Source organism: Metabacillus litoralis, assembly GCF_003667825.1.
Lineage (GTDB): Bacteria > Bacillota > Bacilli > Bacillales > Bacillaceae > Metabacillus > Metabacillus litoralis_B.
Genome location: NZ_CP033043.1, coordinates 3461821 through 3487782 on the forward strand (window position 1 = coordinate 3461821; position 25962 = coordinate 3487782).

Annotated in this window: 22 protein-coding genes, 1 pseudogene and 1 riboswitch; of the genes and pseudogenes, 4 read left to right on the top strand and 19 right to left on the bottom strand. The window is 36.0% G+C overall.

The window, feature by feature from the left end:
• Nucleotides 1–102: 102 nt before the first annotated feature.
• The 9 genes from D9842_RS17095 to D9842_RS17135 form a co-directional block, all read right to left on the bottom strand.
• Nucleotides 103–1482, bottom strand: a complete 1380-nt coding sequence (locus tag D9842_RS17095; RefSeq protein ID WP_121663541.1) for a DUF5667 domain-containing protein — start codon at nucleotides 1480–1482, stop codon at nucleotides 103–105.
• A gap of 68 nt (nucleotides 1483–1550) precedes the next feature.
• Nucleotides 1551–1633: riboswitch (cyclic di-GMP riboswitch) on the bottom strand.
• Nucleotides 1634–1777: 144 nt separating this feature from the next.
• Nucleotides 1778–2605: a pyruvate, water dikinase regulatory protein gene (locus D9842_RS17100; protein WP_121663542.1), complete on the bottom strand. Its 828-nt coding sequence runs from the start codon at nucleotides 2603–2605 to the stop codon at nucleotides 1778–1780.
• A 198-nt stretch (nucleotides 2606–2803) separates the two neighbouring features.
• A complete protein-coding gene (locus D9842_RS17105; RefSeq protein ID WP_121663543.1) occupies nucleotides 2804–3070 on the bottom strand; it encodes a phosphocarrier protein HPr in 267 nt (88 codons plus the stop codon).
• A gap of 93 nt (nucleotides 3071–3163) precedes the next feature.
• Nucleotides 3164–4102: a sugar-binding transcriptional regulator gene (locus D9842_RS17110; protein ID WP_121663544.1), complete on the bottom strand. Its 939-nt coding sequence runs from the start codon at nucleotides 4100–4102 to the stop codon at nucleotides 3164–3166.
• Nucleotides 4103–4123: 21 nt separating this feature from the next.
• Nucleotides 4124–4483, bottom strand: coding sequence for a PTS glucitol/sorbitol transporter subunit IIA (locus D9842_RS17115; protein ID WP_121663545.1), 360 nt, complete (start codon nucleotides 4481–4483; stop codon nucleotides 4124–4126).
• A 42-nt stretch (nucleotides 4484–4525) separates the two neighbouring features.
• Complete coding sequence (gene srlE / locus D9842_RS17120; RefSeq protein ID WP_121663546.1) at nucleotides 4526–5542, bottom strand: PTS glucitol/sorbitol transporter subunit IIB; 1017 nt, start codon at nucleotides 5540–5542, stop codon at nucleotides 4526–4528.
• 18 nt (nucleotides 5543–5560) lie between these two features.
• Nucleotides 5561–6088 (bottom strand): PTS glucitol/sorbitol transporter subunit IIC, encoded by a 528-nt coding sequence (gene srlA / locus D9842_RS17125; protein WP_121663547.1) that lies wholly within the window; start codon nucleotides 6086–6088, stop codon nucleotides 5561–5563.
• A 21-nt stretch (nucleotides 6089–6109) separates the two neighbouring features.
• The gene (locus D9842_RS17130; protein WP_121663548.1) at nucleotides 6110–6538 is read right to left on the bottom strand and encodes a transcriptional regulator GutM; all 429 of its coding nucleotides are present in this window, start codon (nucleotides 6536–6538) and stop codon (nucleotides 6110–6112) included.
• A gap of 183 nt (nucleotides 6539–6721) precedes the next feature.
• Entirely contained in the window at nucleotides 6722–7975 is a 1254-nt protein-coding gene (locus tag D9842_RS17135) for an NAD(P)H-dependent oxidoreductase (RefSeq protein ID WP_121663549.1), read from the bottom strand.
• Nucleotides 7976–8361: 386 nt separating this feature from the next.
• On the opposite strand from D9842_RS17135, the gene D9842_RS17140 reads away from it, so the two are divergent.
• Both D9842_RS17140 and D9842_RS17145 read left to right on the top strand, forming a co-directional pair.
• Nucleotides 8362–8832 (top strand): NUDIX domain-containing protein, encoded by a 471-nt coding sequence (locus D9842_RS17140; RefSeq protein ID WP_121663550.1) that lies wholly within the window; start codon nucleotides 8362–8364, stop codon nucleotides 8830–8832.
• Between the two features lie 121 nt (nucleotides 8833–8953).
• Nucleotides 8954–9292 (top strand): bh protein, encoded by a 339-nt coding sequence (locus D9842_RS17145; protein WP_121663551.1) that lies wholly within the window; start codon nucleotides 8954–8956, stop codon nucleotides 9290–9292.
• A 48-nt stretch (nucleotides 9293–9340) separates the two neighbouring features.
• On the opposite strand, the gene D9842_RS17150 is transcribed toward D9842_RS17145, so the two are convergent.
• The 7 genes from D9842_RS17150 to D9842_RS17180 all read right to left on the bottom strand — a co-directional run bounded on the left by D9842_RS17150 (nucleotide 9341) and on the right by D9842_RS17180 (nucleotide 19668).
• Nucleotides 9341–10186 carry a glycoside hydrolase family 191 protein gene (locus D9842_RS17150; RefSeq protein WP_162987472.1) on the bottom strand — a complete coding sequence of 282 codons (846 nt, stop codon included), beginning with the start codon at nucleotides 10184–10186 and terminating at the stop codon, nucleotides 9341–9343.
• A gap of 49 nt (nucleotides 10187–10235) precedes the next feature.
• Nucleotides 10236–11690, bottom strand: coding sequence for an exopolysaccharide Pel transporter PelG (pelG, locus tag D9842_RS17155; RefSeq protein ID WP_121663553.1), 1455 nt, complete (start codon nucleotides 11688–11690; stop codon nucleotides 10236–10238).
• The gene (gene pelF / locus D9842_RS17160) at nucleotides 11691–13091 is read right to left on the bottom strand and encodes a GT4 family glycosyltransferase PelF (protein ID WP_121663554.1); all 1401 of its coding nucleotides are present in this window, start codon (nucleotides 13089–13091) and stop codon (nucleotides 11691–11693) included.
• 4 nt (nucleotides 13092–13095) lie between these two features.
• Nucleotides 13096–14961, bottom strand: a complete 1866-nt coding sequence (locus D9842_RS17165; protein ID WP_162987473.1) for a DUF2194 domain-containing protein — start codon at nucleotides 14959–14961, stop codon at nucleotides 13096–13098.
• The gene (locus D9842_RS17170; protein WP_121663556.1) at nucleotides 14949–15857 is read right to left on the bottom strand and encodes a tetratricopeptide repeat protein; all 909 of its coding nucleotides are present in this window, start codon (nucleotides 15855–15857) and stop codon (nucleotides 14949–14951) included. The genes D9842_RS17165 and D9842_RS17170 overlap by 13 nt, the downstream gene beginning before the upstream one ends.
• A complete protein-coding gene (locus tag D9842_RS17175) occupies nucleotides 15847–17133 on the bottom strand; it encodes a DUF4118 domain-containing protein (RefSeq protein ID WP_121663557.1) in 1287 nt (428 codons plus the stop codon). The genes D9842_RS17170 and D9842_RS17175 overlap by 11 nt, the downstream gene beginning before the upstream one ends.
• A gap of 171 nt (nucleotides 17134–17304) precedes the next feature.
• Nucleotides 17305–19668 carry a sensor domain-containing protein gene (locus D9842_RS17180; RefSeq protein WP_121663558.1) on the bottom strand — a complete coding sequence of 788 codons (2364 nt, stop codon included), beginning with the start codon at nucleotides 19666–19668 and terminating at the stop codon, nucleotides 17305–17307.
• Nucleotides 19669–19988: 320 nt separating this feature from the next.
• On the opposite strand from D9842_RS17180, the gene D9842_RS17185 reads away from it, so the two are divergent.
• On the top strand, nucleotides 19989–21647 hold the full coding sequence (locus tag D9842_RS17185) for a methyl-accepting chemotaxis protein (protein WP_121663559.1): 1659 nt from the start codon (nucleotides 19989–19991) through the stop codon (nucleotides 21645–21647).
• A 68-nt stretch (nucleotides 21648–21715) separates the two neighbouring features.
• Here D9842_RS17185 and D9842_RS17190 read toward each other — a convergent pair whose 3' ends face one another.
• The 3 genes from D9842_RS17190 to D9842_RS17200 all read right to left on the bottom strand — a co-directional run bounded on the left by D9842_RS17190 (nucleotide 21716) and on the right by D9842_RS17200 (nucleotide 25270).
• The gene (locus tag D9842_RS17190; RefSeq protein ID WP_121663560.1) at nucleotides 21716–22735 is read right to left on the bottom strand and encodes a two-component system sensor histidine kinase NtrB; all 1020 of its coding nucleotides are present in this window, start codon (nucleotides 22733–22735) and stop codon (nucleotides 21716–21718) included.
• A 143-nt stretch (nucleotides 22736–22878) separates the two neighbouring features.
• On the bottom strand, nucleotides 22879–23091 hold the full coding sequence (locus tag D9842_RS17195; protein ID WP_121663561.1) for a hypothetical protein: 213 nt from the start codon (nucleotides 23089–23091) through the stop codon (nucleotides 22879–22881).
• Nucleotides 23092–23215: 124 nt separating this feature from the next.
• Nucleotides 23216–25270, bottom strand: coding sequence for a methyl-accepting chemotaxis protein (locus D9842_RS17200; RefSeq protein WP_162987474.1), 2055 nt, complete (start codon nucleotides 25268–25270; stop codon nucleotides 23216–23218).
• Between the two features lie 304 nt (nucleotides 25271–25574).
• On the opposite strand from D9842_RS17200, the pseudogene D9842_RS17205 reads away from it, so the two are divergent.
• A pseudogene (locus D9842_RS17205) lies at nucleotides 25575–25916 on the top strand (amidohydrolase family protein); the annotation flags it as partial.
• Nucleotides 25917–25962: the final 46 nt, after the last annotated feature.

Consider the following 25962-nt stretch of genomic DNA (forward strand, 5'->3'; position numbering starts at 1 on the left):
TCCTTGTTGCTACTCATCTAACTCGTATTACTAACTTATATCATATTTACGTTTATAGTTGAAGGGAAAAAGGAGTTGCCTTGGCAACCCCTAATAAAAGCATTACTCATCTTCATCTTCTTCTTCTTCTTCATCTTCTTCATCTTCTTGTTCTTTCTTTTTACGCTCTTCTGCTTTTTTACGTGCTTCTTCTTGCTTCTTTAACTCTTCTCGCTCACGTTCTTCCGCTTTCTTACGTGCTTCTTCTTGCTTCTTTAACTCTTCTCGCTCACGTTCTTCTGCTTTCTTACGTGCTTCTTCTTGCTTCTTCAGCTCTTCTCGCTCACGTTCTTCCGCCTTCTTACGTGCTTCTTCTTGCTTCTTCAACGCTTCTCGCTCACGTTCTTCCGCTTTCTCACGTGCTTCTTCTTGCTTCTTCAGCTCTTCTCGTTTTTGTTCTTCCACTTTACTCTCAAGCTCTTTACTAGAAGACTTTTCTTTTTCCTCTTCTTCGTTATCTTCTTCTACAGATACCTGTTTACTTTCATTTTCTATCTCCGTAGTCTTTTCTTCGATTTCTTCATCAATCTCTTCTATCATTTCTTCTGTTTCTTCAACAACATCCTTGCTTAGTTCTGCAAGCTCTTTGTTATACTCTTCTTCATCAATTTCTCCAGAAGAAAGCTTTTCTTCTAACTCAACTATATCTTCAGTCATTTCAAGCTCTTTCTTCTCTAGCTCAGCTAATTTTTTGTTTATTTTTTCCTCTAACTTTTCCTGTGCCTTTACAATATTTTTCTGAAGTGCCTCTTTAGCCTTTGGGTTTTCTATCTTTTCTATTGCAGCCTTTAAGGCAATAATGTTTGCTGATAGTTTTTCTTCTAGTTCAGCACGAAGAGAATCTGCCGTTCCATCTTCCTCAACAGTTGTTTCAGCTGATGGCTCCTCATCAACAGAGTCTGTTTGAGTTTCTTCTTGTTCTTCATTTTCAGTCGTTTCATATTTTGCTAATGCAGATTCTTGTTGCTCGATCGCTTTTTGAAGAACCTCATTGGCTGCTTCCTCTTCACCCTTCGCAATTAAAGCTAACGCCTCTTTAATCCGTTCTTCTGCAAAGCTAGCAAGCAATGATGCTTCCTTCTCTTCATCTAATGTAAAAGCCAATTGAACATTTTCTAATAGTTTTTTAGTAAAATAGAAGAAATCACCCGGAAGTAGCGATGGTGTACTCGTTTCCAATTCTAATTCGTCTGTTTCTACTGCTTCCTGGTCTACTGCTTCAGTTTCACCTTCTGTTTCTACTGCTTCCTCGTTTACCGCTTCAGTCTCATCTCCAGATTCCACTGTTTCCACATTCTGTTCAGAAGTTTGTTCTACTTGTTCAGTTGCTTCCTCTTCTACTGGACCATCTGTTTCTGCAAATGCAGGTCCTGTTCCTAGAGTAAACGCTAGTGCTGAAACCAAAACACTTGTTGATAAAACATTTCGAATACTTGTCAACATAAAAAACCCTCCAAATATAGTAATTAGGAAGGATTAAGAAGCAACTCATATGAGTTCATTCTCCATCCTTCAGCAATCCAGCCACCATAGATTTCTCCTTAGGTCTGTGACTTTGCGTCTCCATTTTTCAATGGATTTGCCTTTTTCAAATGAAGAACTTACAAAGTTCGACATTTTCTAGTTTAACTATACCATGTGAAATACATTGAATATAGTTTTAATTTCTTCCAATCGTTTCTTTAGAAGGAATTAATTACGCACGAAAAACCCGTCAATAAATATCGAAGGGCTTTTGTTAGCTTGTTGTATATTCGATCTTAGAATCCGCTAGATTTCCTATAATGAATTCTGCAGCTTCCTCTATTGCCTTACAAGAAAGATTTATTATTGAACAACCTACTTTTCCCATAATGTCTTCAGCATATTGTAATTCTTCCTGAATCCGTTCAATTTTTGCATAACTTGAGTCCGAAGATAACCCTAAATGCTTCAATCTTTCTACCCTTATTTCTCTTAGTTTCTCGGCTGACATCGTTAACCCGAAGCATTTTCCTTTTGATAGCTTAAAAAGTTCTTCAGGAGGAGAAACCTCAGGGACTAATGGGATATTTGCTACCTTAACCATTTTATGAGCCAAATACATCGACAATGGTGTCTTTAAAGTTCTTGAAACACCGATGAGAACGATATCCGCCTCCTTGATTCCACGCATATCCTTTCCATCGTCATATTGCACAGCAAATTCAATGGCTTCAATTCTACGAAAATAGGAGTTATCAGGTCCTTCTATTATACTTGGTTTTTGTACTGGTTGTTTATTAAGCTTATTTGCAAAGGTCTCCAATAGTGGACCAATTAAGTCAATCACCGTAACGTCTTCTTCATTCGCTTTATGATCAAAATGCTTTTTTAATAGCGGAGTAAAGAGTGCATAGGCAATGATAGAGTTGCTTAGCTTCGCGAGAGCAATCAGATCATTTATTTCTTCCTTATTTTCTATATAGGAGATTGTTTTAATGGTAACCTCTGTTCCGATAAATTGGGCAGCAACAGTTTTGACCAACAGCTCTGCTGTATCACCCAGTGAATCAGATAGAACATAGACAATGTCTTTTTCATTCACTTAAAATCACCTATTCTTTGAACTTATTATCTTCTGAAACATTAGCACATTCATCATGCCTAAGGTAATATACTGCTTACTCATACTCCTGAAAACTTCATGATTTATTTAGTAAAATCTACTATTCTGTTAACGATACTTGAAATCTTTGAAATCGACAAAACTCTACAAATATCGGGTAGTGACAGGCACCAAAAACTACTTCGCTAACCCCTGAGTCTTCAACGTTTCTTCAAGAGTAGAGATTACTTCTGATTCGTCTTCGCCGTTGGCAATAATTTTTATTGTTGCGCCTGATGGGATTCCGAGTGACATGACACCCATTATAGATTTTAGGTTTACTTGTTTTTCTTTGTATTCTAGCATAACCTCTGACTTGAATTTTGTTGCTGCACCAACTAGGGCTGTTGACGGACGTGCGTGAATACCTGCTTCATCAATGATTGTATACGTTTTTTCTACCATGTTAAATCCTCCATTAGCTTGTTTTTTCTAAATTTTATACATAATAAATAATGGGACGATCTACCGAAATATTTCGTCCCAATCGCTACATATTTAATCTAATAGTGCTTTTGCTGTTTGTTCATCTGTTATTAACACATGAACAAGCTTGCCTTCCAAAGCAGCTCTAATCGATTTTACCTTCTCTAGACCACAAGCTACGCCAACAACAAGAGGTATTTCTCTTAGTTTTTCTAATTCTAATGAAATCACTCGTTCGTTCCAAGAGCTGCTTGATGGTTTTCCTTCTTTGTTAATAAAGTTGTAGCAAATATCGCCTACCACATCTGTATCATCAAAATACTCGGTTTGCTCTTGACCTAAATACGAATGAACCATCGTTGAATGCTCAGGTGTAGCTCCAATCCCTACGATGGCAATATTAGACTTTTCACCCATCGTAAAAATTTCTTGAATGGATGTTTGTCTCATGAAAATGTCACGGGCTTCTTTAGAATCAACCATAACCGGGGCATGCAAAAGTCTGTATTGAGCTTGTAGGCTTTCTGCAAACTTTGCCACAATATGATTAGCGTGGATATCCACTCGCTCATTTCCCATTCCACCTACGATTGGTACAAATGTAACAGATGGAAAATGCTGATTTGTTGGAAGCGCTTTAGCCACCTCATGTAAAGTGGTTCCTGAAGAGATTCCAATTGTCTGACCATCACGAATCACTCTTAACAGATATTTACTAGCCGCAGCACCGAGACGGCTTTTGGAAGATTCATTCCCTAGATTCGGCACACATACTACTTCACGTAACCCGTACATGCGCTCGATCTTTCCTTCCAGCTGTCTGAAAGGATGAATCGTTTCATCATGAATGATAATTTCTACAATTCCTAGCTCTCTTGCTTTTGCAAGGTATTTTGAGATCAATGAGCGGCTAACCCCAATCTCATCAGCAATTTGAGATTGGGTCGCTCCTTCCTCGTAATACATGTGAGCCACTTTTACAAGTAATCTTCTATCTTCAAAAAAGGACAAAAACTTTACCCCCTTGCTACATTACCCCTTGAATTCAATAACGCTTCCATCTTTGAACTGAGGAAGTTTAAAAGGGCTTGCGAAAACTGCACCCGGAAGAACCTCTTCATTTGGCTCTGAAAAATAGATGGAAATATGACCAAGCTCTTTTAAGTTATTGTTTGCAGCAGAACCAACTGCTGTGATTGTAAATTCTTCATCATCTACTTGGAACGTTCCACCAACTGTAATTGGTTCAGCAGAACTATTTCCTTCAAGTTCATGAATAATAGACACTTCTTTTAGCTCTTGTGGTGCTTGTGGACCAAATAAAATACAAACTTTATCTTCTTCAAATGATAAGGCTAATGCTCCAACTTCTTTTACGATACTTTTATACACAGAGATCCCTCCACTATTCTAGTTAATTTCGATACTTTTAGTTTACTCATACATTCCAAAACTAGCAACATAAGCGATTACAACTGCTAAAACTCCTGTAATTAAACGGCTGTATAATACCGCAGGAACACCATATTGAACGGTTTCAGGCTTTGCTTCACCAAGTGATAACCCAACTGGTACGAAGTCAGCACCTACTTGACCATTGATTGCAAATAACGCAGGTAACGCAAACTGTGGTGGAATATTACCAGCAGCAATTTGTGTACCGATTAAAACCCCAATAACTTGGGCGATAACGGCACCAGGTCCAAGAACTGGTGATAGAAATGGCAATGTACAAATGATCACGATGATAATTAATCCCCAAAGTGAACCAGCAAGTGGCGTCATCAAGTTAGCAATCACATCACCGATTCCAGTGTAGTTAATAATCCCAATTAACATACTAACAAATGCCATGAAAGGAATGATATTTTTAATCAGCATGTCAATTGAATCACGGCCTGCTTGATAGAAAGTTCCTGTTACTTTTCCAATTCCTCTTGAAAATCTCATTAAGAAATTGTCGTTACTTTCACGATTTTCTTGCTTTAATTTTTCATAGTTTTCTTTAAAGCTTTCTTTATCACTAGTATCAAACTTTGCTTCTGCTGCTGCGCTTTCTTGACCTGCAGCAACCTCAGATTCATCTGCTACTTTAATTTCTTTCTCAGTTACACCCGATACAAAGATATCTTCTTTAATATGTTTAGCAAGCGGACCTGAAGGAGACGATGCTAGAATATCAACTGTTGGAATACGCTTCATTGGGTAAAGACCAATTCTTGCTGTTCCACCACAGTCAATAATAACACACATCATTTCATCCTCTGGAACTGAGTTTTTAAATCCGTCTACAGCTTCTGTTCCAGATAATTCTGCTATTCTCTTTGCAACAGGGTGAATGCCTCCCCCTGTTATTGAAACAACCTTTACTTTTTTTCCTTGTGGCTCAATGCGAAGACCAGTTCCCCAACCGCCTGGACCTTTATCAACAAAAACAGCTCGTTGTGACATGATGTAAACTCCCCTCTCTTAAGAATTCGCTTCCATTTTTCTGGCAAGATATTTTGTAATAAGCTCTGTAATCACACCGCGCATGAGTATAATGACGATACCTACTAAGAAATAGCGAACAGCTAGCTCTGACATAGAATAACCAGCCTGTGCAAGACCGTTTGCAATTCCTAAATAAACAAACAGCTCCCCTGCATTTGCATATGGAAATAGTGCTGTTACAGGATGTAAAAATGAAACTAATGAATCATAAAACGCTGGTTTTTGTTTTTCTGGTAAAAATCGCCCAAATGTATAGGCCATCGGATTTGTTAGTAATAAGATCGATAAAATCGGCATTAATGTATAACGTAAAATTGTATATTTTGCCGCAAACTGAATGGCTTTGTTTACGCGTTCTTCTCCAACAAATTTAATCATTGCATAAGTGAATGTTAATAAAACAACCAAGGTTGGGACAATCCCTGTTAATAACCCCATAAATGTTTCTCCACCGGCATCAAATAAACCGATAAAATGTTCTCCAAACCATTGAATCCATTCCATTACCTTAAGCACTCCTTCCTATTAACCCATAGATATATTTTTCTTTGATATTGATAACAATGCACTCTCAGCAGCCTTTGCAAGAGCTGCACTGATTGCAGGCATTTGTTTACGCTTTCTTTTCTTGTCTCCAGAATCAACTTGAACACTGTCCAGAACCGCACCTACATGTTGACCTTTATACATCTCCAACTCTTTAAACTTAGATAGAACTGAAAAACCATTTACAATATAGCACTCTTGAATCATATATTCGTTATTTACAACGATCATCGCAATTGCACCAGGTCTGAACTGTCTTCTTTCCATACCTGAGAATAAATAATAGCCTTCTTTTTGTTTATAACGACTTATAATCTTATCCATACTTTTGCGATAATATCTTACTTGTATAAACGTTAGTACATATTGAATCACTAATAAGCAGCAAAGAATAATGGCAATTTTCATAAGAAGTTAATCACTCCTATCTATTTAAGATCAATCTTTAGTTGTTGTTTTTTCATTAGATGGGTCGCTTCCCACAGGGTGTGTGGTGAACCTCCTCGGCGTACCTATGAGGCTCACCTATCTTAAAACGTTATGTTTTTAAGACATTCTCATTGCTCCCGCAGTAATCTAGTAACATCTTTATTATTCAGTAGGAAACAGGCGATCTTGAAGTGATCTTAACTTCCAAACAGTTGTAGAGTGGTCTAGTTCTACGTCTTCTTCTGTTAAGAATTGACCTTCTTTGATATCTTTCTTCGCCACTACATTTCCACTGATTAAACCAATTGGAATATGACCGTTACGTTTTAGTTCTTGGTGTGTTTCAAGAACACCACGTACGCAATAACCACCGATACCATCTAATGCTTCACCAGCTTTGATATCTTTTTTCGCTACTGCCACTGTATCAGAAATTGGTGCACCTAATGGATGAATAGATGAATCATGCTCTAATACCGCTTTCGCAATTGAAATTGGTGTTTCAAGGCTTGCTAAGTGATATGGACGATATAGAATATGGTGATCACGGTCGCCAACTTTCAATAAGTAGTTTAACTCATGTTGTACACCTTCATTTTGTCCTTTAACAATAACAAATACCCCAGGAGCTAAACCATCTACATATTCAACTACACCATAGTTGTTTAAAACTCCGCCTCGTTCTTTAAGATCTAAATCGCTTACAACTGAATCAAGATCTCCTGCGATCCCGTGCATACCAACTACGTCTGGAACAAAGCCAATCGCATTTGATAATAAGTTCATTTCAGCCATTGTTTTTGTACCATCTTGGAATGCTGCTAGCATATGTGCAGACATTTTCTTTTGAGCTGCTTCTTCTTTAGCTGTATCAGGATTTGCTGTTACTTTTAATTTGTTGTTTTTCCCTTTACCTGCAACAAGTACTTCCATACCCATTGTTTTCGCGAATTCAAAAAGCTCAACTGTTGCCGCTGGCTCATCGCCTGCAGACCCGCTGTAAACTAATCCAGCATTTTTAAATTGTTGATGCATGATTGAGCCAATTGTGATGTCCACTTCTACGTTTAATAGAACAAGATGCTTTTTCGCTACTAATGCTTCTAGAGAAATATTTGCTCCAACTTCTGGAATACCCGTCGCATCTACGATTACTTCTACATTTGGAGAGTGAATCACTTCTTTAAAATCATTTGTTACAACAATTTGTTCTTTTTTAGAAATTCGTGATAAATAAAAATCTTCTGCTCTTTTTGCTGCATCTAAGTTAATATCACTGATTCCCGCCACACTCATACCTGGGATTGTTGAAATTTGTGCAATCATACCAAATCCCATTTGTCCTGCTCCGATTACTCCGACTCTAATTGGTTCGTTTGCTCTTTCTCTTTCAAGTAACTTCTGATAAATTGACATGTTCTGTATCCTCCCTAATATGTTTCAAGTATTTTTTGATTCTCTTAATCTTGCAACTACACATTCATGTAGGCGTTTACTTTCAATGCCTACCAAATCAGCAAGGTAGCTCTAACATAGCAGCCGTTTAAAATGTTTTTCAATGTGACAAATTCTCTTTTTAACTATCAAAGTATCATTTATATAACATATGTTTTATTTTCGTGTCATATGACACGATAGTTAACATTTGTTAATTGGTATGGGTTTATTGTAAAATGGATTGTAAGGGTTGTCAATAATAAATTAAAATATGTTTAAGGTCATTTTAAGCTTTTCAGAATTTTTTGTTGGATTAGATCCGTAATAATGACCACAACCAAGCACTTATAGAAAGGTTGATAATAGTGAATAGAAAAGACTATTATTATGATAAAAATGCGCCAGAGCCTAAAACAATTGTTCCTGCTGTTTCTGCAGTCATTATTAATAAAACCAATCAGATATTACTTCAAGAACGTGTTGATAATGAGAAATGGTCACTACCTGGAGGTGGCATGGATCCAGGGGAAAATGTGGAGCAAGCAATTATAAGGGAAGTTAAAGAAGAAACTGGCTTAGATGTTAAAGTCATAAAGCTCACGGGTATCTATAGTGATCCCAATCATGTGATTGCATACGAAGATGGTGAAGTGAGGCAACAATTTTCTATCTGCTTTTCATGTGAGGTAACAGGGGGAACATTGGTCACAAGTCATGAGTCAAAGCGTGTAGCATTTGTTTCTTTAAGTGAACTCGATTCATTAAATATGCACATCACCCAAAAGATACGGATCCGGGATGCACAAAACAATCAATCAGAGGCATATATTCGTTAATAAAATATTTAAATAGATTTCTGCCGTTTATTGGGTAAAATAGTAGTAACGAGATGAAAAAAATGGTATGTATTTGTAACAAACGTTCATTTCCTACTACATAAAGCAAGGAGAGGTTGAGATGAAGGTTTCTGAAATGCACGCAAAACTGTATTGCCTTTCATGTAATGACGACACGTCCCATGTCATCACTTACGTTAATAGCAAAATAAACGGAATTCAATGTGAAGAATGTCACCGTACACAAGCGTTAAAAATGAATCTTGTTAAAGAATTTCAAAAAGAAGTGTATGAGCGAATTTCCACAAAGCCTGTGAGAATCACTCAGGAGTATAAAGAAGATTTAAGCAAATTATTAGCAAGCCTGCCAATTCGAATATTGAGTAAGCCATACCGACTTATGCGCTATTTGAATGAGACTCGGAAGGTGTTTAAGTTGTATAGAGATAAGGAGGGGTAATAAAAAAGCCAGAAACCTACTGGCTTTTTTATTTTGTTTCCCAGACCCTTACCACTCATTAAAACTCTTCGCTTCATGATAATGAACGAATCCATACCGACTAGAAAGCTTCTTACTTCGACTACCATCACTAAAAGACAAAGTAAGCACTTTGAAATCTTGTTTCTTTTGTAGAGTTTTCAAATCTTTTAATCGGTCCTTTGCCCAATCATCATTCGAAATGTTTCTCGGTTCAAAGTCTTCCCACATCATTCCGTCCATGTAGGTATGGGTGTAATCTCGAAACAGATTGATTCCCCAGTTTTGTATGAAAGAAATATCTCCATGTTTTTTGATGACTCGTTCCATCAACAAAACAAAACTTTTCGCCTGCTTTTTGTATTCTGCTTTGTTCGTGTAATAAAATTGATCATCAATGTCTCCTACAGTATCTAGGAAGATCCCATTAAACCCTTTATCAATTCCTTGTTGTTCAATTTCCTCAAACAATACATTTTGATAGTGCTTAGAGGTTAGATTCATTAAATATGAGTCCCATTCTTCAAAATAAACTTTTTTACCATTTTTATAATAATAATCTTCCTTTTTAATTTTACTCATACGATTTTTGTTCCAAGAATCAGATTCCATGACAGACACATATGCATAAAGCTGTACCCCTTTTGCCTGTATTTCTTTTACAAGCTCCTTTGTGTAATAAAGAGGTTCAACAATCACTACATCATAAGCAGCCATTTGGCTTATAATCTGTTTTGTTGGTTCATCATAAAAAACCTTGTATGATTTCATGTTGTTTAATGGATTAGGCATTCCAATTGATTTAGATATTGACCCAACTGTTGAAGAACAAATAAGGAAAACAACACACAATCCCAGTACTTTACGTGTGAGCAAAAATATCCCTCCAAACGTTACCATTACCGAAGCCCTATTAGTAGCTTCACTAATACTTGTACAATTTTTTCACAAGTGGAACAAACAGTTTTGCTTTTTGAAGCATTTGTCCCTGGGTAAATGCAAAATAGTCAACATGTTTTATAAATGTGATTAACCGAAGAGAAGAATAGATAAAGGCAATGATTGAACCGATACAAAAGCTTAATCCGTATCCACTTATTCCCATTGGTAAAAACGCAATCGATAGAAGCAAAATACTTCCAAAAAACAAGACAGAGATAATCATTGCTCCTTTATGATCTTCAAAGTAAAGCAATAAAAGCTGAAAAACTAAAATCATAGCGTTAAAATAGGCACCTACGATTGTTAGACGTAACATCGGAACAAATTCAGGACTCGCATTTAACCATGAACCAATCCAACTAGCACAAATTAAAAACAGAACAGTCACAACCCCCTGATTTCTCAATAAGCGAAAAACTTCTTCCTTTAAGACTGTGATCATTCTATCCTTTGAACGAAGAATTTGCTCTAAGCTTCCACCCTCGTTTATATATCCGTAAAAACTCCGATATCGATCATAAAATCTAGTTTCGACCGAAATGACAAAGAACATAAGTGTTGGGATGATCGTTAAATATGACCAAAATACAGCAACATCATACATTCGATTAAATAAAAACACATCGTACAACTGACTCGAACCTTCTCCGAACCATATCACAAAGTTTGCTATCCATAAACCAGCCGTGTACAGTGTACCGATTACGACGAACCTTGGAAAATAGTCCACATACGTTAAGTACTCAAGTGGGCGTTCCTCCCCTTTGTAGGCAAAGGTTCTGGAAAGCACAACAAATAAAATACTCAAAGTTAAAAACATCCCTAAAATGAACGGGATATACAAGATGCTTACCCCTTGAAAGACTGAAACTTTATCAAAATTTAAAACAAAAGCAAGAGCAAGTTCACCTAGTACAATCACGAGTCCTCCGAGTAAAAATGCTGTTGAAACACTTTTATAATCTTTTAGAGCAGTAATAAACATAAATGTGTTCCAGATTAGAAGCATGATCATAAAAAACATCCCGATAATCAACTCTAGATAAATAGGTAATGGCGACAGAATCAAAAATACAAAAAATAAAATGATCGCTAACAGCAAAGAGGTTTTGGTTAATCCAAGATAAGATGGAATCACTCGTTCATATTTCACTTCGTATAATTGATCAGCCAAATAACGCGTTAATGTTAGCTGCTGCACACTAAAAATAAGCTGTGAAAAAATGAAACAATAAGATAAAGAGATTGTCAGCAATTCCCTTGTTTCAATCGGAAAAGTAGGAATGTTTCCAATGATCCACTGTGTTAAAGAAAGGGAAAGAATAATAATAAGCCATGGACCTGATGTAACAAGCACAGAAAAGCCATATGCTTTAAGCCTAGAAGAAAAATAATCTTCTTTAAACAGTTTTTGTAACTGAAATCCGATTCCAGCCATTTATTCTTTCCTCCCTTCGTAAAGCTCTAAGTAAGAACGAATCACATCGTCTTGTTGGTAAAACTTTAACACTCGTTTCCGTCCAATTTTCCCCATTACTTTTCGTTTTTCTTCATTTTTCTGCATCCATATAAGAGACTCAACTAGCTCACCAACATCTGTTGGGGTGAAGACAAGTCCAGCTGTCCCTAAGGTATCGACGTTTGAACCTTTTATCAATTCCATACAAGATCCAACATCTGTTGAAATACACGGTACTTCATACGAAAAAGCTTCTAAAATAGATAATGGTTGTCCTTCAGATAAGCTACTCAATACCTTCACATCAAAATCTGGAAGATATTCCGAAACGTTCACTTTTCCAAGCAATGCTACATGTTCCATTAATCCTAACTGCTCCAGTAGCTCAAGACATTCAGCAACATATTCTTTATCTTCATCCATCGGCCCTAAAATTGACCACTTAAACGCGATTCCTCTATTCTTTAATTCCCTTGCTGCATAAAGCATTGTTTTTATATCTTTAATTGGCACAACCCGGACGATCGAACCAATATGAAAAACATCTCTTTGTTCTGAATCAGGCACAGTCTCAGGTGGTATCACACCATTAGGAATAATCATAAGTTTTTCCGGAACAGCACCCTTTTCCTTTTGCACTCGACTATTTCGTTCAAATAAAGTAATAATGTGATCCGCATGATGATAGGAAATACTCCCAATATGGTGAAAATAATCCATCCACCTTTGTTTAAACACAGCTGGAATCCATTCACTTAACAGGATCTCTTCTTCGCGCTCCCTAGTGTAAATACCATGCTCCGTTAATAGATAAGGAATACCCTGGTGAGAGGCGAGTGCTGCTGCTAATATCCCCGCATAACCAGTAGACGCAGAGTGAATAAGATCAATATCTGGAAACTCACGCTTTAACAGAGTAAATATTGGCATATACATTCCTTTCATCATGTAGAAAAATTCAATAAAATTATGAACCTCTTGTTCTTGGCTTGACCTTTTAACAATCTCCCAAAAATACCTGCTATTAAAAAACGTATCAATATCGTCTTCCATCGCAATTTCGTGAATGAGCTGTAACACCTCACGAGATGTGTTTTTCATTTGAAAAAGTGAAAACAACTGCTCAAGCTCACTTTTCGTAATCCTTCGTTTCATTTTTTTCTTAATAGTTCGTTTATTTTCAATTTGAAGCTGAAAAATGCTTACATTTATAACATTTTCAGGAAGCTCATATTGATAAACTTGCTTTTGACTTGGAGGAATAATCGCTAAAATCACAAATTCATGCTGTGGCATTCCCTTTATTAGCCCTTGCACCCAACTGGATACACCGCCACTAATAAACGGATAGCTACCTTCACACACAATTCCAATTTTCATGATGTTATTCGACTCCCTGATATTTTGACGTGATCGGTATTACGATTGGCAGATTGGTTGCTTTAATTTGGTAGATTGGCAGAGTTTCGTGAGTGTGATAAGCTTGGTAGTCTGCTGATTTTCCCGAGGTAATTTCCTGCCCCTCTTCTAACTGAACGGACACATTAATTGGCGATGGCATATTTTCTCCACTGATTTCTATAAAATCTTTCCCATAGGAAATTTGAACATTACCTTGTAAGTACTTTTCCATATAGGCAGCTGCATCTGTTGCTCTATAGGGCATTAAAATAGGATATTTCTCATCTACTTTTGTTAAGAAATCCTCAAACTCCTTTTTCATTTCTTCCCATGTAAATGTATAATTTCGTGAACGTTCAGCATCAATCAAATCATCTGGATGAACGAAATGAGTAAATACACCAAAGTTCGCCAATCCATCAAAAGCTAGATTTTGTTCGCTATTTGCTACAGAGTACCCACTTGAAAGTCTAGGCAGATGGAATATATCTCCTTCCCCCTTATCCTGTTCAAACTCTTGTATAAAAGCACCCAACATGTCTCCTGCGTAAAGTGACGATATAACCTTTAAATTTGGTAAAGCTTCTTTAATAGCTTCTAATCCCGTTGGACCAATAACATTTGATGGGGGAACATAGGAGTTAAATGAACGATCTGGATAATACTCCTCATAGAGGTCATTAAGAATATTGATCCCTCTTTTCATTTCCTCTTTGTTCTTCCATGGATGATAACCTAACGAGGAATCAATTTCTTCATCCTTCGTCACTAGAGATTGGTGATTATATCCATGAAAACCAATTTCATACCCATTTAAAATTGAATCCCTAGCATAATAAAGTAACTGCTTTTTATTTCTTGTGATAATATCACGTTTTGTCTGGCTAAGAGATTCACTATAATTTCCGATCATAACATTTGTATATAATAAGTCGTGCTCCTCTGCAATTTGCTTCATATCCTCCCACCATACTTGTTGAAAGAATTCTGGCGGCTGCATACGATATTGCTCAGCATAGTAATTCGCTTCTTTTTTCCAAACTTCAGGAAAGGGTGCTGGAAAGTCATCGATGAATACCGTCTTCACACCTGCCATAATATGAACCTTTTGAGGTAATAGTTCAAGCAACGTTTGCAAAAATATCCCCCTCGAAACTTTAGCGGACAGCCATGTTCCATTCCAATAGCCGATTTGGCCTTTAGAGTATGAATGCGTCCAGTATAACGGTATATTTTCTGATTCAATATGAACATCAACATCATCCTGAAGCTCCACATCAAGACTGTTATTCACAACATTTTCATATGACTCATGCCCCAAAAAATGATGTTGAATTCGCTGATTTAAAAATTGGTATCCATAAATTGAATCCGTAAACTGATAGATTTCTTGAATACCCACAACATCATTCCACTCTCGATTATAAAACCGTTTCCCTATATAGAGCTTTCCACCATTTTCAACAAATGCTTTTATATCATTTAACGGTAATCGTTCGCTTTTCTCCTCCGCAGTAATTAAAACTGTATAAGGAGACGGTTCAATGGTTTGAATCTCATTGGGCTCAATAATTTTATAAGGAAGCTTTGCGTATTCTAAGGCATAACGAAAATTATCATACTGTAAGTTTTCTTTATTCTGAGGATTTACTAAATAAAACTTGGGTGTAACAGAATTTCCTATAGACGATTCTCCAGAAACCAACTCAATGTTTTGTTCTTGAACAGCCACCTGTGTTGATACCAAGCCGGGATGTACTCGTAACGTCTGAGAAATGACAATAAAAATGATTGAGGCTACAATAATACCAATTATTGTCCACCTTAACTTTTTATCTATTGTGACCATAAAAAATCCACAACCTTTTGAAAGGACTCTGATGACTGTGAAATCATTTGTTGATCCTGTACTTTTTTCATATACCTTTTTGCTTCCGGCCATTGTTCATGGTTTACCAATAAAACGATAAGAGATTCATAGAATTCCACTGAATGTGGAAAAAGGTTTATGCATTGTTTATAAAAGGTTTGTAATTCAGTAAAATCAACCTTTAGTCGCTTATAAACTTCCCCTAAATCTCGGTGTCCCTGCTCTTCTTCTGGAAATAGCTGTACCATTTCCAGAAGAAGTTCCCGATGAAACGTTAACACCTGTTTTTCATCTTGAATATCTAGTAAATCACTATTCCAATAAGCTAGATATGCTTTTGAAAGCTGTCTGTAGTAATCTAATGATTGCTTTGGCAGAGATTGCTGTATAAACCGAATCTTCTTTTGATGGCGATCTTTTAATAAAGTAAGCGTTGTTGAAGCGTAATGAGATAACTCTGATTGACTATTTTTGATCGCCCTTTTTAAATACATTCCCTGGCTTTTTTCTAAATACTCCAGGTGCTTTGTAATAAATGCCTTTGTTACTTGATCATTTTCACTTTCAATGCTCATTGATATTGGAAGAACTTCAATTGAATCTCTAGCTTCCTCCCTTAGCACTTCATAGGAAGTAACATCAAACTCCAAATATTCATCATAATCAATCAAGTTCTTATCGCTTGTTTTCCGTGACAGTGGGTAAATAATGAGACTGAAAAGGAGCCCAACAACAGGGAAAATAATGGAGGTAATTGTCAACCATTCTAGTAATCCTTTATACTCCTCATCTACTCTTTTTTTCAATAAACGACTAGCAGCATAAACAACTATGATATAAATGGCATATACTAGAAAGTAAAAATTAAGAAACATTGGACTCCACCTTTGATGAAATCGATGTAATGATCCGTTTTTTTATAGAGTCAGCATAGCCTGGATCTGTACCAGGTAATAAAAAGTGAACCGTCGCAGACTCTAAATCTAAGCCAATGACATCAATTTCACGTAGTGTTTTTACAAGATATTTATTTAAAAACTGAAGCAATTCTGGAGAAGTTCCTGGAATTTTTGATTGAAAGATTGTGTAAGGCTGTTTCGTTAATTCTTTTCGTTCTTTTTCTATGCTTACGTATTCTTCAAAGAATTCCATCTTATAAAAACTTGTTCCTTCAACAACAGCGGACCCTTTAAGATCTTCTTCTTGTTTCATCGTGTTGGCAAGTGGATCCGCAATAAACTGAAGAATCCATTTTAGTACTTCCAATCCTTCAGAAGTCATTCTATAGAAGTCTACCTTTTGAATAATAAGAACAAATTTTACTTCATGATCTATTGTAATAGGAGCAGCAATAAGTGGCGTATTTAATTCCTCATCTTCAACTTTCCGAAAGAAGATTCCTTTATCTTCCAACACTCTCTCAAACATTCTTGGAGCACTTTCAAAGAAGATTGAATTAGGAATTTTTTCATTTCCAACCGCCATATTTAGCTTCATCCGCAGGACCTTTTTAGACTGATCAACATGATACAAACCAAAAGCCTCTGCCCCATAATGACTTCTAATAATCTCCGCAGCTTCATTTAATATCTTTTCTGACTGTCCTTTTTTCAGCATCTGTGTCATCGTATAAATTGTCGCTAAATTATTTTCTGATTCAAGCACTTTCTTCTTTAACAGCTCATTCGCCTCTCTAAATACATCTATCGTTTCTTTCATTTCCTTACGCTCATCATCAACCTCAATCTTTTGATACAAAAGATCCTCATATCTCTCATTTAAACTAGAACGAAATAGACCCGTTATTACGCCGATTATCATTAGAAAAATCAACGGCAGCATTTGCTCTGCTTGATAGACCATTAAAATTAAATCATATCCACTCGTTTGTTGATGATATAAATAAATCATAACAGCTGCCATGATACTAATTCCCCCATACAACAACCCATACCGTATTCCAAACAGCGTAACAGCTAAAAACAACAAATAATTCACAAACACATCCGGAACAACATCCAAAAACAACACAGCAAAAATAACAACAAAAACAACTAATATCTCAGTTAAAATAATCCTTCTTTTCATTTGAATGAATGCTTGTGTGGTATCTGGTTTTATCGCGCCTTCCTGCTTTGTACCTTTTTCCATGGTGCCTGTCACCCCCCGAAGTTTGTCAAAACCCCAACTATGTAACTACTAATCTTATAAATTCTATTCATCTTTCATTATGTTCATGAGAATTACATGACTATTATACCACGGGGAGTGCCTGTCACTTCCCGAAGTTTGTCAATAAAAAAGAAATACTCTTCCACCTAACTAAAAGTCAGCAGTAGAGTATTCCTCCAACAACTCTTGAAATTCGACATGTGGTACAGGCCTCGAAAAATAAAAGCCTTGGGCCTCGATACAACCTAGTTTTTTAAGAATTCTTATTTGGTTTTCGTCTTCAACACCTTCAGCAATCACCTGTAATCCTAGTGCTTTTGCCATCGATATAATCATTGAAACAACCTCTGAATTTTCCACACATTGATCGACAAACATTTTATCTATTTTCAACCGATCCACTTCTAGCTTGTACAAGTAACTAAGTGAACTGTACCCAGTTCCAAAATCATCTATGCTTATTTCAATGCCCATATTACGTAATTGCTGAAGACGACTATTTACCTCAGTTTCGTATTTCATCACAATTCTCTCCGTGATTTCGAACTCCAAAAAAGAGCCATTTAATTGGTTTTGAATTAAGGTATGAGAAACAAAAGGTATAAAACCATCATGCAGTAAAGTAGGGAGAGATATATTAATAGAGGTTTGATGGATCTTTTTCCCTTTCTTTATCCAGGTTGAAAGCAAACCACAAACCTCTTTAATCATATTCTTTTCCAAGCGATCAATTTCTCCGATTTCTTCAGCCAACGGAATAAATACATTAGGAGCGATCATTCCATGTGTAGAATGTTTCCATCTTGCAAGTGATTCTGCCCCTATTAACTCTCCACTGACCATATTATATTTCGGCTGAAGATAAACAGATATGTGATTATGATCGATTGCATAGCGTAGCTCATTTTCAATGGCAATGTTTTTAAATTTATTTTCCAACATACTTTCCGAAAAAAATGAATATCCATTTGATCCATTTTCCTTCGTATGGTACATGGCAATATCTGCGTACTTTACTAACTCAGTTAGATTAGTTGAATGATGTGGGTGTGTGGAGATGCCAATACTTGCAGTTGATATAACGTCTACTCCTTCAACATTCAATGGCTTTCTAAAGCAATCAACAAGCTCCTCTAAATATCCCTCCTGAGTTTCTTTCAAAGGAAGCATAATGAGAAACTCATCTCCCCCAAGCCTTCCTACTACACCTTTTTTTTCAGTAAAGTGTTTTAGCTTAATGGAAATTTCTTTTAATAATTGATCACCAAAGCTATGTCCAAAGCTATCATTTATTCGTTTAAAACGGTCAAAATCCAATAATAAAAGATGAAACTCTTCACCGTTTGCTGCCCATTGGTTTAATAACTCAATTAGCTTTCTTCTATTGTATAGACCTGTTAGCTCATCGTAAAAAGCCAGCTTATGAATCAGTTGTTTTGCCTTTTTATCTTCAGTAATATCCTTTGCAATTCCGTAATACCCGATCGTTTCATTATTAATAACGATCCTCATTGTTGTAATTTTAATATCAACTGCTCGTTGATCTTTTGTCACGATCACCGTTTCAACATCTTCAATGCTGCCTGATTTTACTTTTTTGATAATTGTTTGGTTATCTAAATTAGGTTGTAAAAGTGAAAAAAGCTCTTTCCCAATTAATTCTTCTCGAGTGTACCCTACCAACTTTAATGTTTCTTTATTTACATCCATTATTTTCCCTTTTAAATCAACAGAAAAAACAGCATTCGGGTTATGGCTAAAAAGAGATTTATATTTAACCGTCGTCGTTGACAACATTCGATCTGAAATAATATCCGGAAGTATCATTAATAAAAAGTTCGAGAGCATTGGGTATAGAAACGGAAATAAGTAGGTATAGCCTTTGTATTCATATTGTAAAACACCCTTGAAATCAAGTAGTGATGTTAGAAGCAGATAAGGGATTCCACTTATTGAGACCCCACATAAAATAGCTCCAATATTTAACCAACTCTTCTTAACCACTTCTTCCTCTTCATTTGTTATCTGCCTTAAAAACTTCATGAGTTTAAAAATACAAGTACCTATGATCAGACAGGATATGCTAAAAGAAACAGGCTTAAAGTAGATTAATTCTCGAAATGTCCACCAATACCCCAAAGTTGTAATTCCAATAAACATCATGGAAACGACAATACTTGAAATAATATACTTCCACCATTTGAATTCCTTAGCCCTTGCCATAAATAGCGTAAAATAGGCACCAAGAAAACATAGTAAATACACGAATAGAAGTAAAAAGTAATTTTGTTCTATAACAATCGGTACATCAACGGATAGGAATGCATACGTATAAGTTAACCAAAAACCAAGACCAACTACAGAAGAAAAAAGAAATAATTTTTTCTTTAATTCTTTTTTATCCGTGACCAACTTAATTTTTGTACTATATTCAAACCCAAGCTTACACGTCAAAATAGCCAATATAGCAACGACTACAACATCGAAAATATGAAAATAAAAAAATAAATTCATCTCAATTCCCCTAAAAACCGTTATGTAACAACATTCTGGATATTCTTCTTGGTCTATTACTTATATAAAACAAACTACGTTTGTCATCATCTAGTTTTATAGAACCTTCCACTCTTTTTATCGACATCTTTGTGTTAATAATGAAGGAAAATTCAAGAAAAAATTGAATTTTGTGGGCCTGTCACTTCCCGAATTTTGTCGACACCACACTCAAAATAAAACTTTAAGGTTCCTTTAAGGTTCTTCCGTAATAATAGAGCCATAGAAAATACAACTTTAGAAATAGTCATTATTTACTACGACATAAAGGAGAACTACAAATGAAGATTACAATTCAACAGAAAATAATGTCCGGCTTTTTACTACTCGCTATCCTAATCGGGATGGTGTGTGCGCTATCTTACTATCAGATTTCTAAAATCAACTACTCCTATTCCGTATTAGTTGAGCAGCAATCAACTAATTTAACTAGTATTAAAGATATCCAACTCTACGCCTCCCGCTCCATTGCTAGCTTGAGAGGTATGCAATCTAACGGAACAGACAATATGGAGTTTTTTCAAACTTCTCTTGATCAGATAACCGAACAGGTAAACTACATAGAGGCTGACATACATAATCAGGAAGCAAAAGAACTTTTAACAACTATCACTTCCTTAAAGGAACAAATTATGGAGCAGGTTCAAGCAGAGCAAGCTACTGAACTTGTTGAAGAAGAAATTATTCCATTAGCGATACAAATCGAAGAAGCAGCAAATAGAATCGTTGAAATCCAAACAAAAGAAATGCAAACTGAAACAACTTCAAATACGGAAATGGTTTCTTCTGTTAAAAACATGATGCTAGTATGGAGCCTTATTTCTCTGCTTCTGGCCATCTTAATCGGCATGTTCATGTCCCGTATGATTACTCGTCCTATTTCTTTATTAGTAGAAGGAGCTAAAAAAATTGCTTCAGGTGATTTAACACAAGAGGACATTGGTGTGAATAATAGCGATGAAATCAGTGAATTGGCAAATTCCTTTAATATCATGAAGCAAAATCTTCAACAACTCATTGATGAAGTACGCTTGAATGCACAACAGGTTTCGGTAACCTCGGAAGAATTATCTGCAAGTGCCGATGCTACGAATCTCGCAACACAACACATTACTCTTGGGATGCAAGAGGTTGCAGTAGGAGCGGAAAAACAAGTTAGCACAGTTATTCAATCAGTTGAAAGTGCTGAGGAAATTACAAAAGGAATGAATAAGGCAACTGAATCCATTCAGTCTGTAGCTAATTTAACGATTGTGGCAAATGAAAAAGCAACATTAGGTAACGATGTAGTTAATAAAACAATTGATCAAATGAAACTGGTGCAGGATTCCGCAATGGAGTCTGCTGAAGTTGTTCATACACTAAGTAATAAGTCTAAGGAAATTGGCCATATAATTGAATTAATAACAAAGGTTGCAAGTCAAACCGACTTACTTGCGTTAAATGCTGCCATTGAAGCAGCTCGTGCAGGTGAACAAGGAAAAGGGTTTGCAGTTGTAGCAGATGAGGTTCGAAAATTAGCTGTGCAATCCGCAGATGCAGCAGGTCAAATTCGTCAACTTATTGAAGAAATACAAGAAGAATCCGAAAAAGCGGTAAGATCTATGAATAATGGAACAGATGTTGTAAAAGAAGGGTTAAAGCTAGTAAGTCAAACCGGTGAATCATTCCAAAACATTGTTGGAGCAATCCAACAGGTAGCAGCTGAATCACATGAGGTGGCTGCTATTGTGAATCAAATTCACTCAAATACACAAATAGTTACAGAAGGAATGAAAGAAGCAAGAGATATTGTTGAACAATCCTCAGTAAGTATCCAAAACGTTGCAGCCTCTACTGAGGAACAAAACGCAACAATGGAAGAAGTCTCTTCATCAGCTGAAGGATTAAGTGAAATGGCACAAAATTTATATAAAGTGATAAATAAGTTTAAAGCTTAGAAGTGTAAAAAAATCATCACTCTTTATTAAGTGATGATCTTTTTACATACCAATTTCCCGATCTTTTCTTAAAGAATCGGCAACATAATATAAAAACACGTTCCTTTACCTTTCACGCTATCAATATGTACCTCACCTTGATGCTGTTGTACAGTCGTGAATACTTGTGTTAATCCCATTCCTGTTCCATCTGGCTTTGAAGAGAAAAACGGTGTTCCAACTAGTCTTATTTCTTCCTTCTTCATTCCTACTCCAGTATCAGATATCACAATATGAACCACCTGATCTTTCACAAAATGTTTAATCGTTATTTTCCCTTCACCTTCGATTGCTTCGATTGCATTTTTGATTAAGTTAAAAAATGCTTTTACAAGGATATTCTTCTTTCCCATAAACACTTGTTGTCTATCCTTAAAATCTGTATGAATCTCTATATTATATAACCGTTCCTGAAACATAAAAACAATCGAATCAAGCTCTTGGCACAAACGGATTGGCACACGAGCCTCATCTATTAAGTCCGGCTTCGAAACCTGCAATAGATTGTTAAGTGTAGATAACGCCTTATCTAACTCGCTTTCGATTGTTTCTAAATAGTTATGCTCTACTTGTTCCTTTAGTAGCTGGGTAAACCCCTTTACAGCAGTAAGCGGATTTCTCACTTCATGTGCTATTCCTGCGGAAATTTGTCCGATTGAAGCCAGTTTATCATTATGTGATAATAGCTTTTCCGCTAGTTTTTGTTTTGTTATATCTCGTATGTAAATCAAAGCCAGCGTTTTATCAGAGAGATCATATGGGATAGCTTTTATTTCAACATCAATGATTTCTTTTGTATATGTTACTAACTTCTGTTCCATTGCCTCAGCTGTTTCATGAAAGCTAAATACTCTGTTTAACCTTTGACTGCATACTTCATGATAATCAGGATGAAGGAAATCTTTTAGATCCTTCAGTTTTTCAGGTTCACAATTAAATAGCTGAAGAGACGTTTGATTATAATAGACTATTTTTCTATTTTGATCTAACAATAAGATACCGCTTAACGCCTGGTCTACTATTTTCTGAAAATCAATGTGATTGGTCATTGTAGGTTCCTCATGAGTGTTTTCCTTTTATTGTATAGTAAATAGCATAAAAATTCAGCAAATAATACACAAAAAAACACTCACCATTAGAAAAAGGAAAGCGCTATTAGTTCAAATTTTATTTTCCTCTATAAGTCTTGTCATCAAAGTAATTTTTGCGTCTTCTTAATCTCTTTATGATTCATGCCGCGATTTTTCATTTCCCATTTCACTAAAGATAGGTACATCTTAATTTCAATCACTCTATTCAGATCATAAAAAGATCCTCTACTTTTATGTACTTTTAATTGTTTCTTATATTTTAAATACATACAAGATAATTCATTATTATTAATTGTACTTAGCTCTGGTCCCATCCACTTCACCCTATAGAAAAATTCCTTTCTCATTATGAGCGAAGAATGGTTTTAATTCAAGAGATTTATTCTTTATTTTTTCAAAGAAGAAAAACCCTACATAAAAGTAAGGTTTTTAATTTTTTCATATTTTAAACTTTCCTATTAACTCCATCAATTCCTCAGCCATATTTGTTAGAGAAACAGCTGAAGAAGAGATTTCCTGCATGGATGCTAGTTGCTCCTCTGTTGCAGCCGAAATATTTTGGGTACCTGAATTATTATCTTCTGACACTTGTTTAACCCGTTTAACAACTTGTACCATCTGTTCCATTCCATGGCTCAGTTGCTCAACGGAAGTCGAAACTCCAGTAATTTGATGATTTACTTCATCAACTGCAACTTGAATATCACCAAAAGTTGTTCCTGCTTTGTTCACTATTCCAATGCCATCTCCTACTTCTGCTGTAACATTTTGCATGGAGTTCACAGCTCTAGACGTTTCTTCCTGAATTCTATTAATTAAATGACTAATTTGACTTGATGATTGAGATGATTGTTCTGCCAGCTTCCTTACTTCATCGGCAACAACCGCGAACCCTTTCCCTTGCTCACCAGCTCTTGCCGCTTCAATGGCTGCATTAAGCGCTAATAGATTTGTTTGATCCGCAATATCTGTTATCACTTTAGAAATTTCACCAATTTGATTAGAATAACTGCCCAGCTCTTCAATCACTTTTGATGTCTCAGATACTCTACCATGAATTGTATTCATCTGTGAGACTGCCGTTTGTATGGCTTTATTGCCATCTGCTGCATTAGTTGATGTTTCATGAGCCTTTTTAGTTGCTCCTAGCGAACTTTCCGAGATATGTTGAGCGTATTCAAGCATTCTAGTAACAGTACGGTCTGTTTCATTCATTTCTTTAACCTGTTCATCAGTTCCTGCCGCAACTTCCTGAACTGTTGACGAAATATGTTCAGACGCATGACTCATCTGTTCTGCACTTGCCGTTAATTCTTCTGCAGAAGCTGCAACCTGTTGAGAATCAAAGGAAACCTTATGAAGAACCTCTCTTAAGTTCTCTGACATTTTGTTAAACGAGGTAGCCAGAGTTCCTATCTCATCTTTGGAGTTGACTTCAATCGTTTCACTAGTTAAATCTCCCAGAGCAATTTTTTGAGCATGTTCATTTATAGCTTCAAGAGGCTTGAAGCTTTTCCGAATAAATAAAATTAAGGCAGTAATTAGCACAAACGTTAGAATTAGAGATGATACAAGTGTTACATTTGCTGTATGGGATACGTTACTTTGAACCTGTTCTAAAGATTCTTCAGCAATACTGGAATTTATGTAATAAGGAGTTGTATCAACCTGAGCAGATAACACATATCGGACAGAATCATTTACAACAATCGGGTAAAAAATAGTAGCAGCTTTATCAGCTATATTTAGGGATGGCTTACTTGTTTCAGTCACCTTTTGAACATCTTGATTATTGATTTTTTCTCCCTTTTCCCACAAAGATTCTTGACCATCATTCAGGTTTTCAGTTAGGACAAGACCTGAGGAGTCTATTAAATATAGAGCTTCAACTCCATTTCCCTCTTGAAGGTAGTGAGTAAGAGAATCCTCAAATAACTCAGCATTTAATGCCGCCTCAATAATTCCTTTATTATCTAAACGTGGAATAGCTGTGAATTTAAAAATTTCACCCGTTTCTAGTTTTAGCATTAGTGGTCCATCTATTAAGCTAGATTCTCCAGATAAAATTTGTCCGTATATACTGACCATTGAAACAAGATTAAGTCCTAATGAAGCTTCCTCCGTGGAGCGTATAAATTCCCCTTTCGCATCTGTTAAATAAAGATCTGTCATGCCAGTCTGCTTAGCAATTTCCCCAAGATCCTCATTAGTCAGGACTTTAGTAGCATCCATTTGTTGTAATGTGTATGCAGCATTCAAAATATTTTTATCCACTTCTTTTTCCAACGCTACTATGTGATTGGATATTTGAGCCGCTAACTCATTTAAGTTTTCAGTTACATGCTTTTCTGAGTTAGCATGTAACTCCGTGATTACGTCATCAGTTTGTTTCTTCAACTGAGCTGTTTCAACCCATTGTATAATGCTGTTTGTCGCTATTAACAAAATAATGAACAAACTGGTTAGACTAATTAATTTCCTTTTTAAAGACATCCTGTCACTCTCCCTAATTGTTAAAATTTTTCTATATCTAAATAGTAATAGGAATTTATACCCAAGAAATTTAACACAGTACATTCTTAATGTAAAGGTCCCTCAACAATAATTAGTACTTTCAACAGATTAATATCCACCTTTATTGACTGTAATTGGAGGAAAAGTCATCGAATAGATTGCTGAAAGTGGAATTCGAGCATTATCTGGAAAAGTCATGATGGATAAAGGTGATGATAATCCCCTGTCATTACAAGAGATAACGGAGAAATCAATTAGAGAAAGTGTAGGCTTTCTAGAAAAAGGCGTAACCGCGATGGATGCACATACTGTTTTTAAAATGGCTACAATCGGAGGCGCAAAGGCTGTTGGAATGGAAGATGAAATTGGGAGTATTGAAATTGGAAAAAAAGCAGATCTAGCTATCTTAAACTTAAAAGACTTTCATACCTACCCATCCTATGGAGTAGATCCCATCTCAAGAATTGTTTATTCCGCAACAAGTGCTGATGTAGAAACTACTCTTATTAATGGCAAGATTGTAATGGAAAATGGTTGTTTAAAAACTGTTAATAAGAGATTAGTATTGGATGAAGCAAATAATTCAATACGAAGATTATTAAGTCGAGCTTCTATTAAATGCTGACAAAATTAGGGGCTATGATCCGGATAGGTCTTAGCCCTTCTTCTAG

Coding starts and splice junctions, on each gene's coding strand:
- D9842_RS17095 (WP_121663541.1), bottom strand. CDS start 1,482: ATGTTGACAAGTATTCGAAATGTTTTATCAACAAGTGTTTTGGTTTCA.
- D9842_RS17105 (WP_121663543.1), bottom strand. CDS start 3,070: ATGGTAGAAAAAACGTATACAATCATTGATGAAGCAGGTATTCACGCA.
- srlE (WP_121663546.1), bottom strand. CDS start 5,542: ATGTCACAACGAGCTGTTTTTGTTGATAAAGGTCCAGGCGGTTGGGGA.
- srlA (WP_121663547.1), bottom strand. CDS start 6,088: ATGGAATGGATTCAATGGTTTGGAGAACATTTTATCGGTTTATTTGAT.
- D9842_RS17130 (WP_121663548.1), bottom strand. CDS start 6,538: ATGAAAATTGCCATTATTCTTTGCTGCTTATTAGTGATTCAATATGTA.
- D9842_RS17135 (WP_121663549.1), bottom strand. CDS start 7,975: ATGTCAATTTATCAGAAGTTACTTGAAAGAGAAAGAGCAAACGAACCA.
- D9842_RS17145 (WP_121663551.1), top strand. CDS start 8,954: ATGAAGGTTTCTGAAATGCACGCAAAACTGTATTGCCTTTCATGTAAT.
- pelG (WP_121663553.1), bottom strand. CDS start 11,690: ATGGCTGGAATCGGATTTCAGTTACAAAAACTGTTTAAAGAAGATTAT.
- pelF (WP_121663554.1), bottom strand. CDS start 13,091: ATGAAAATTGGAATTGTGTGTGAAGGTAGCTATCCGTTTATTAGTGGC.
- D9842_RS17165 (WP_162987473.1), bottom strand. CDS start 14,961: ATGGTCACAATAGATAAAAAGTTAAGGTGGACAATAATTGGTATTATT.
- D9842_RS17170 (WP_121663556.1), bottom strand. CDS start 15,857: ATGTTTCTTAATTTTTACTTTCTAGTATATGCCATTTATATCATAGTT.
- D9842_RS17175 (WP_121663557.1), bottom strand. CDS start 17,133: ATGGAAAAAGGTACAAAGCAGGAAGGCGCGATAAAACCAGATACCACA.
- D9842_RS17180 (WP_121663558.1), bottom strand. CDS start 19,668: ATGAATTTATTTTTTTATTTTCATATTTTCGATGTTGTAGTCGTTGCT.
- D9842_RS17185 (WP_121663559.1), top strand. CDS start 19,989: ATGAAGATTACAATTCAACAGAAAATAATGTCCGGCTTTTTACTACTC.
- D9842_RS17190 (WP_121663560.1), bottom strand. CDS start 22,735: ATGACCAATCACATTGATTTTCAGAAAATAGTAGACCAGGCGTTAAGC.
- D9842_RS17195 (WP_121663561.1), bottom strand. CDS start 23,091: ATGGGACCAGAGCTAAGTACAATTAATAATAATGAATTATCTTGTATG.
- D9842_RS17200 (WP_162987474.1), bottom strand. CDS start 25,270: ATGTCTTTAAAAAGGAAATTAATTAGTCTAACCAGTTTGTTCATTATT.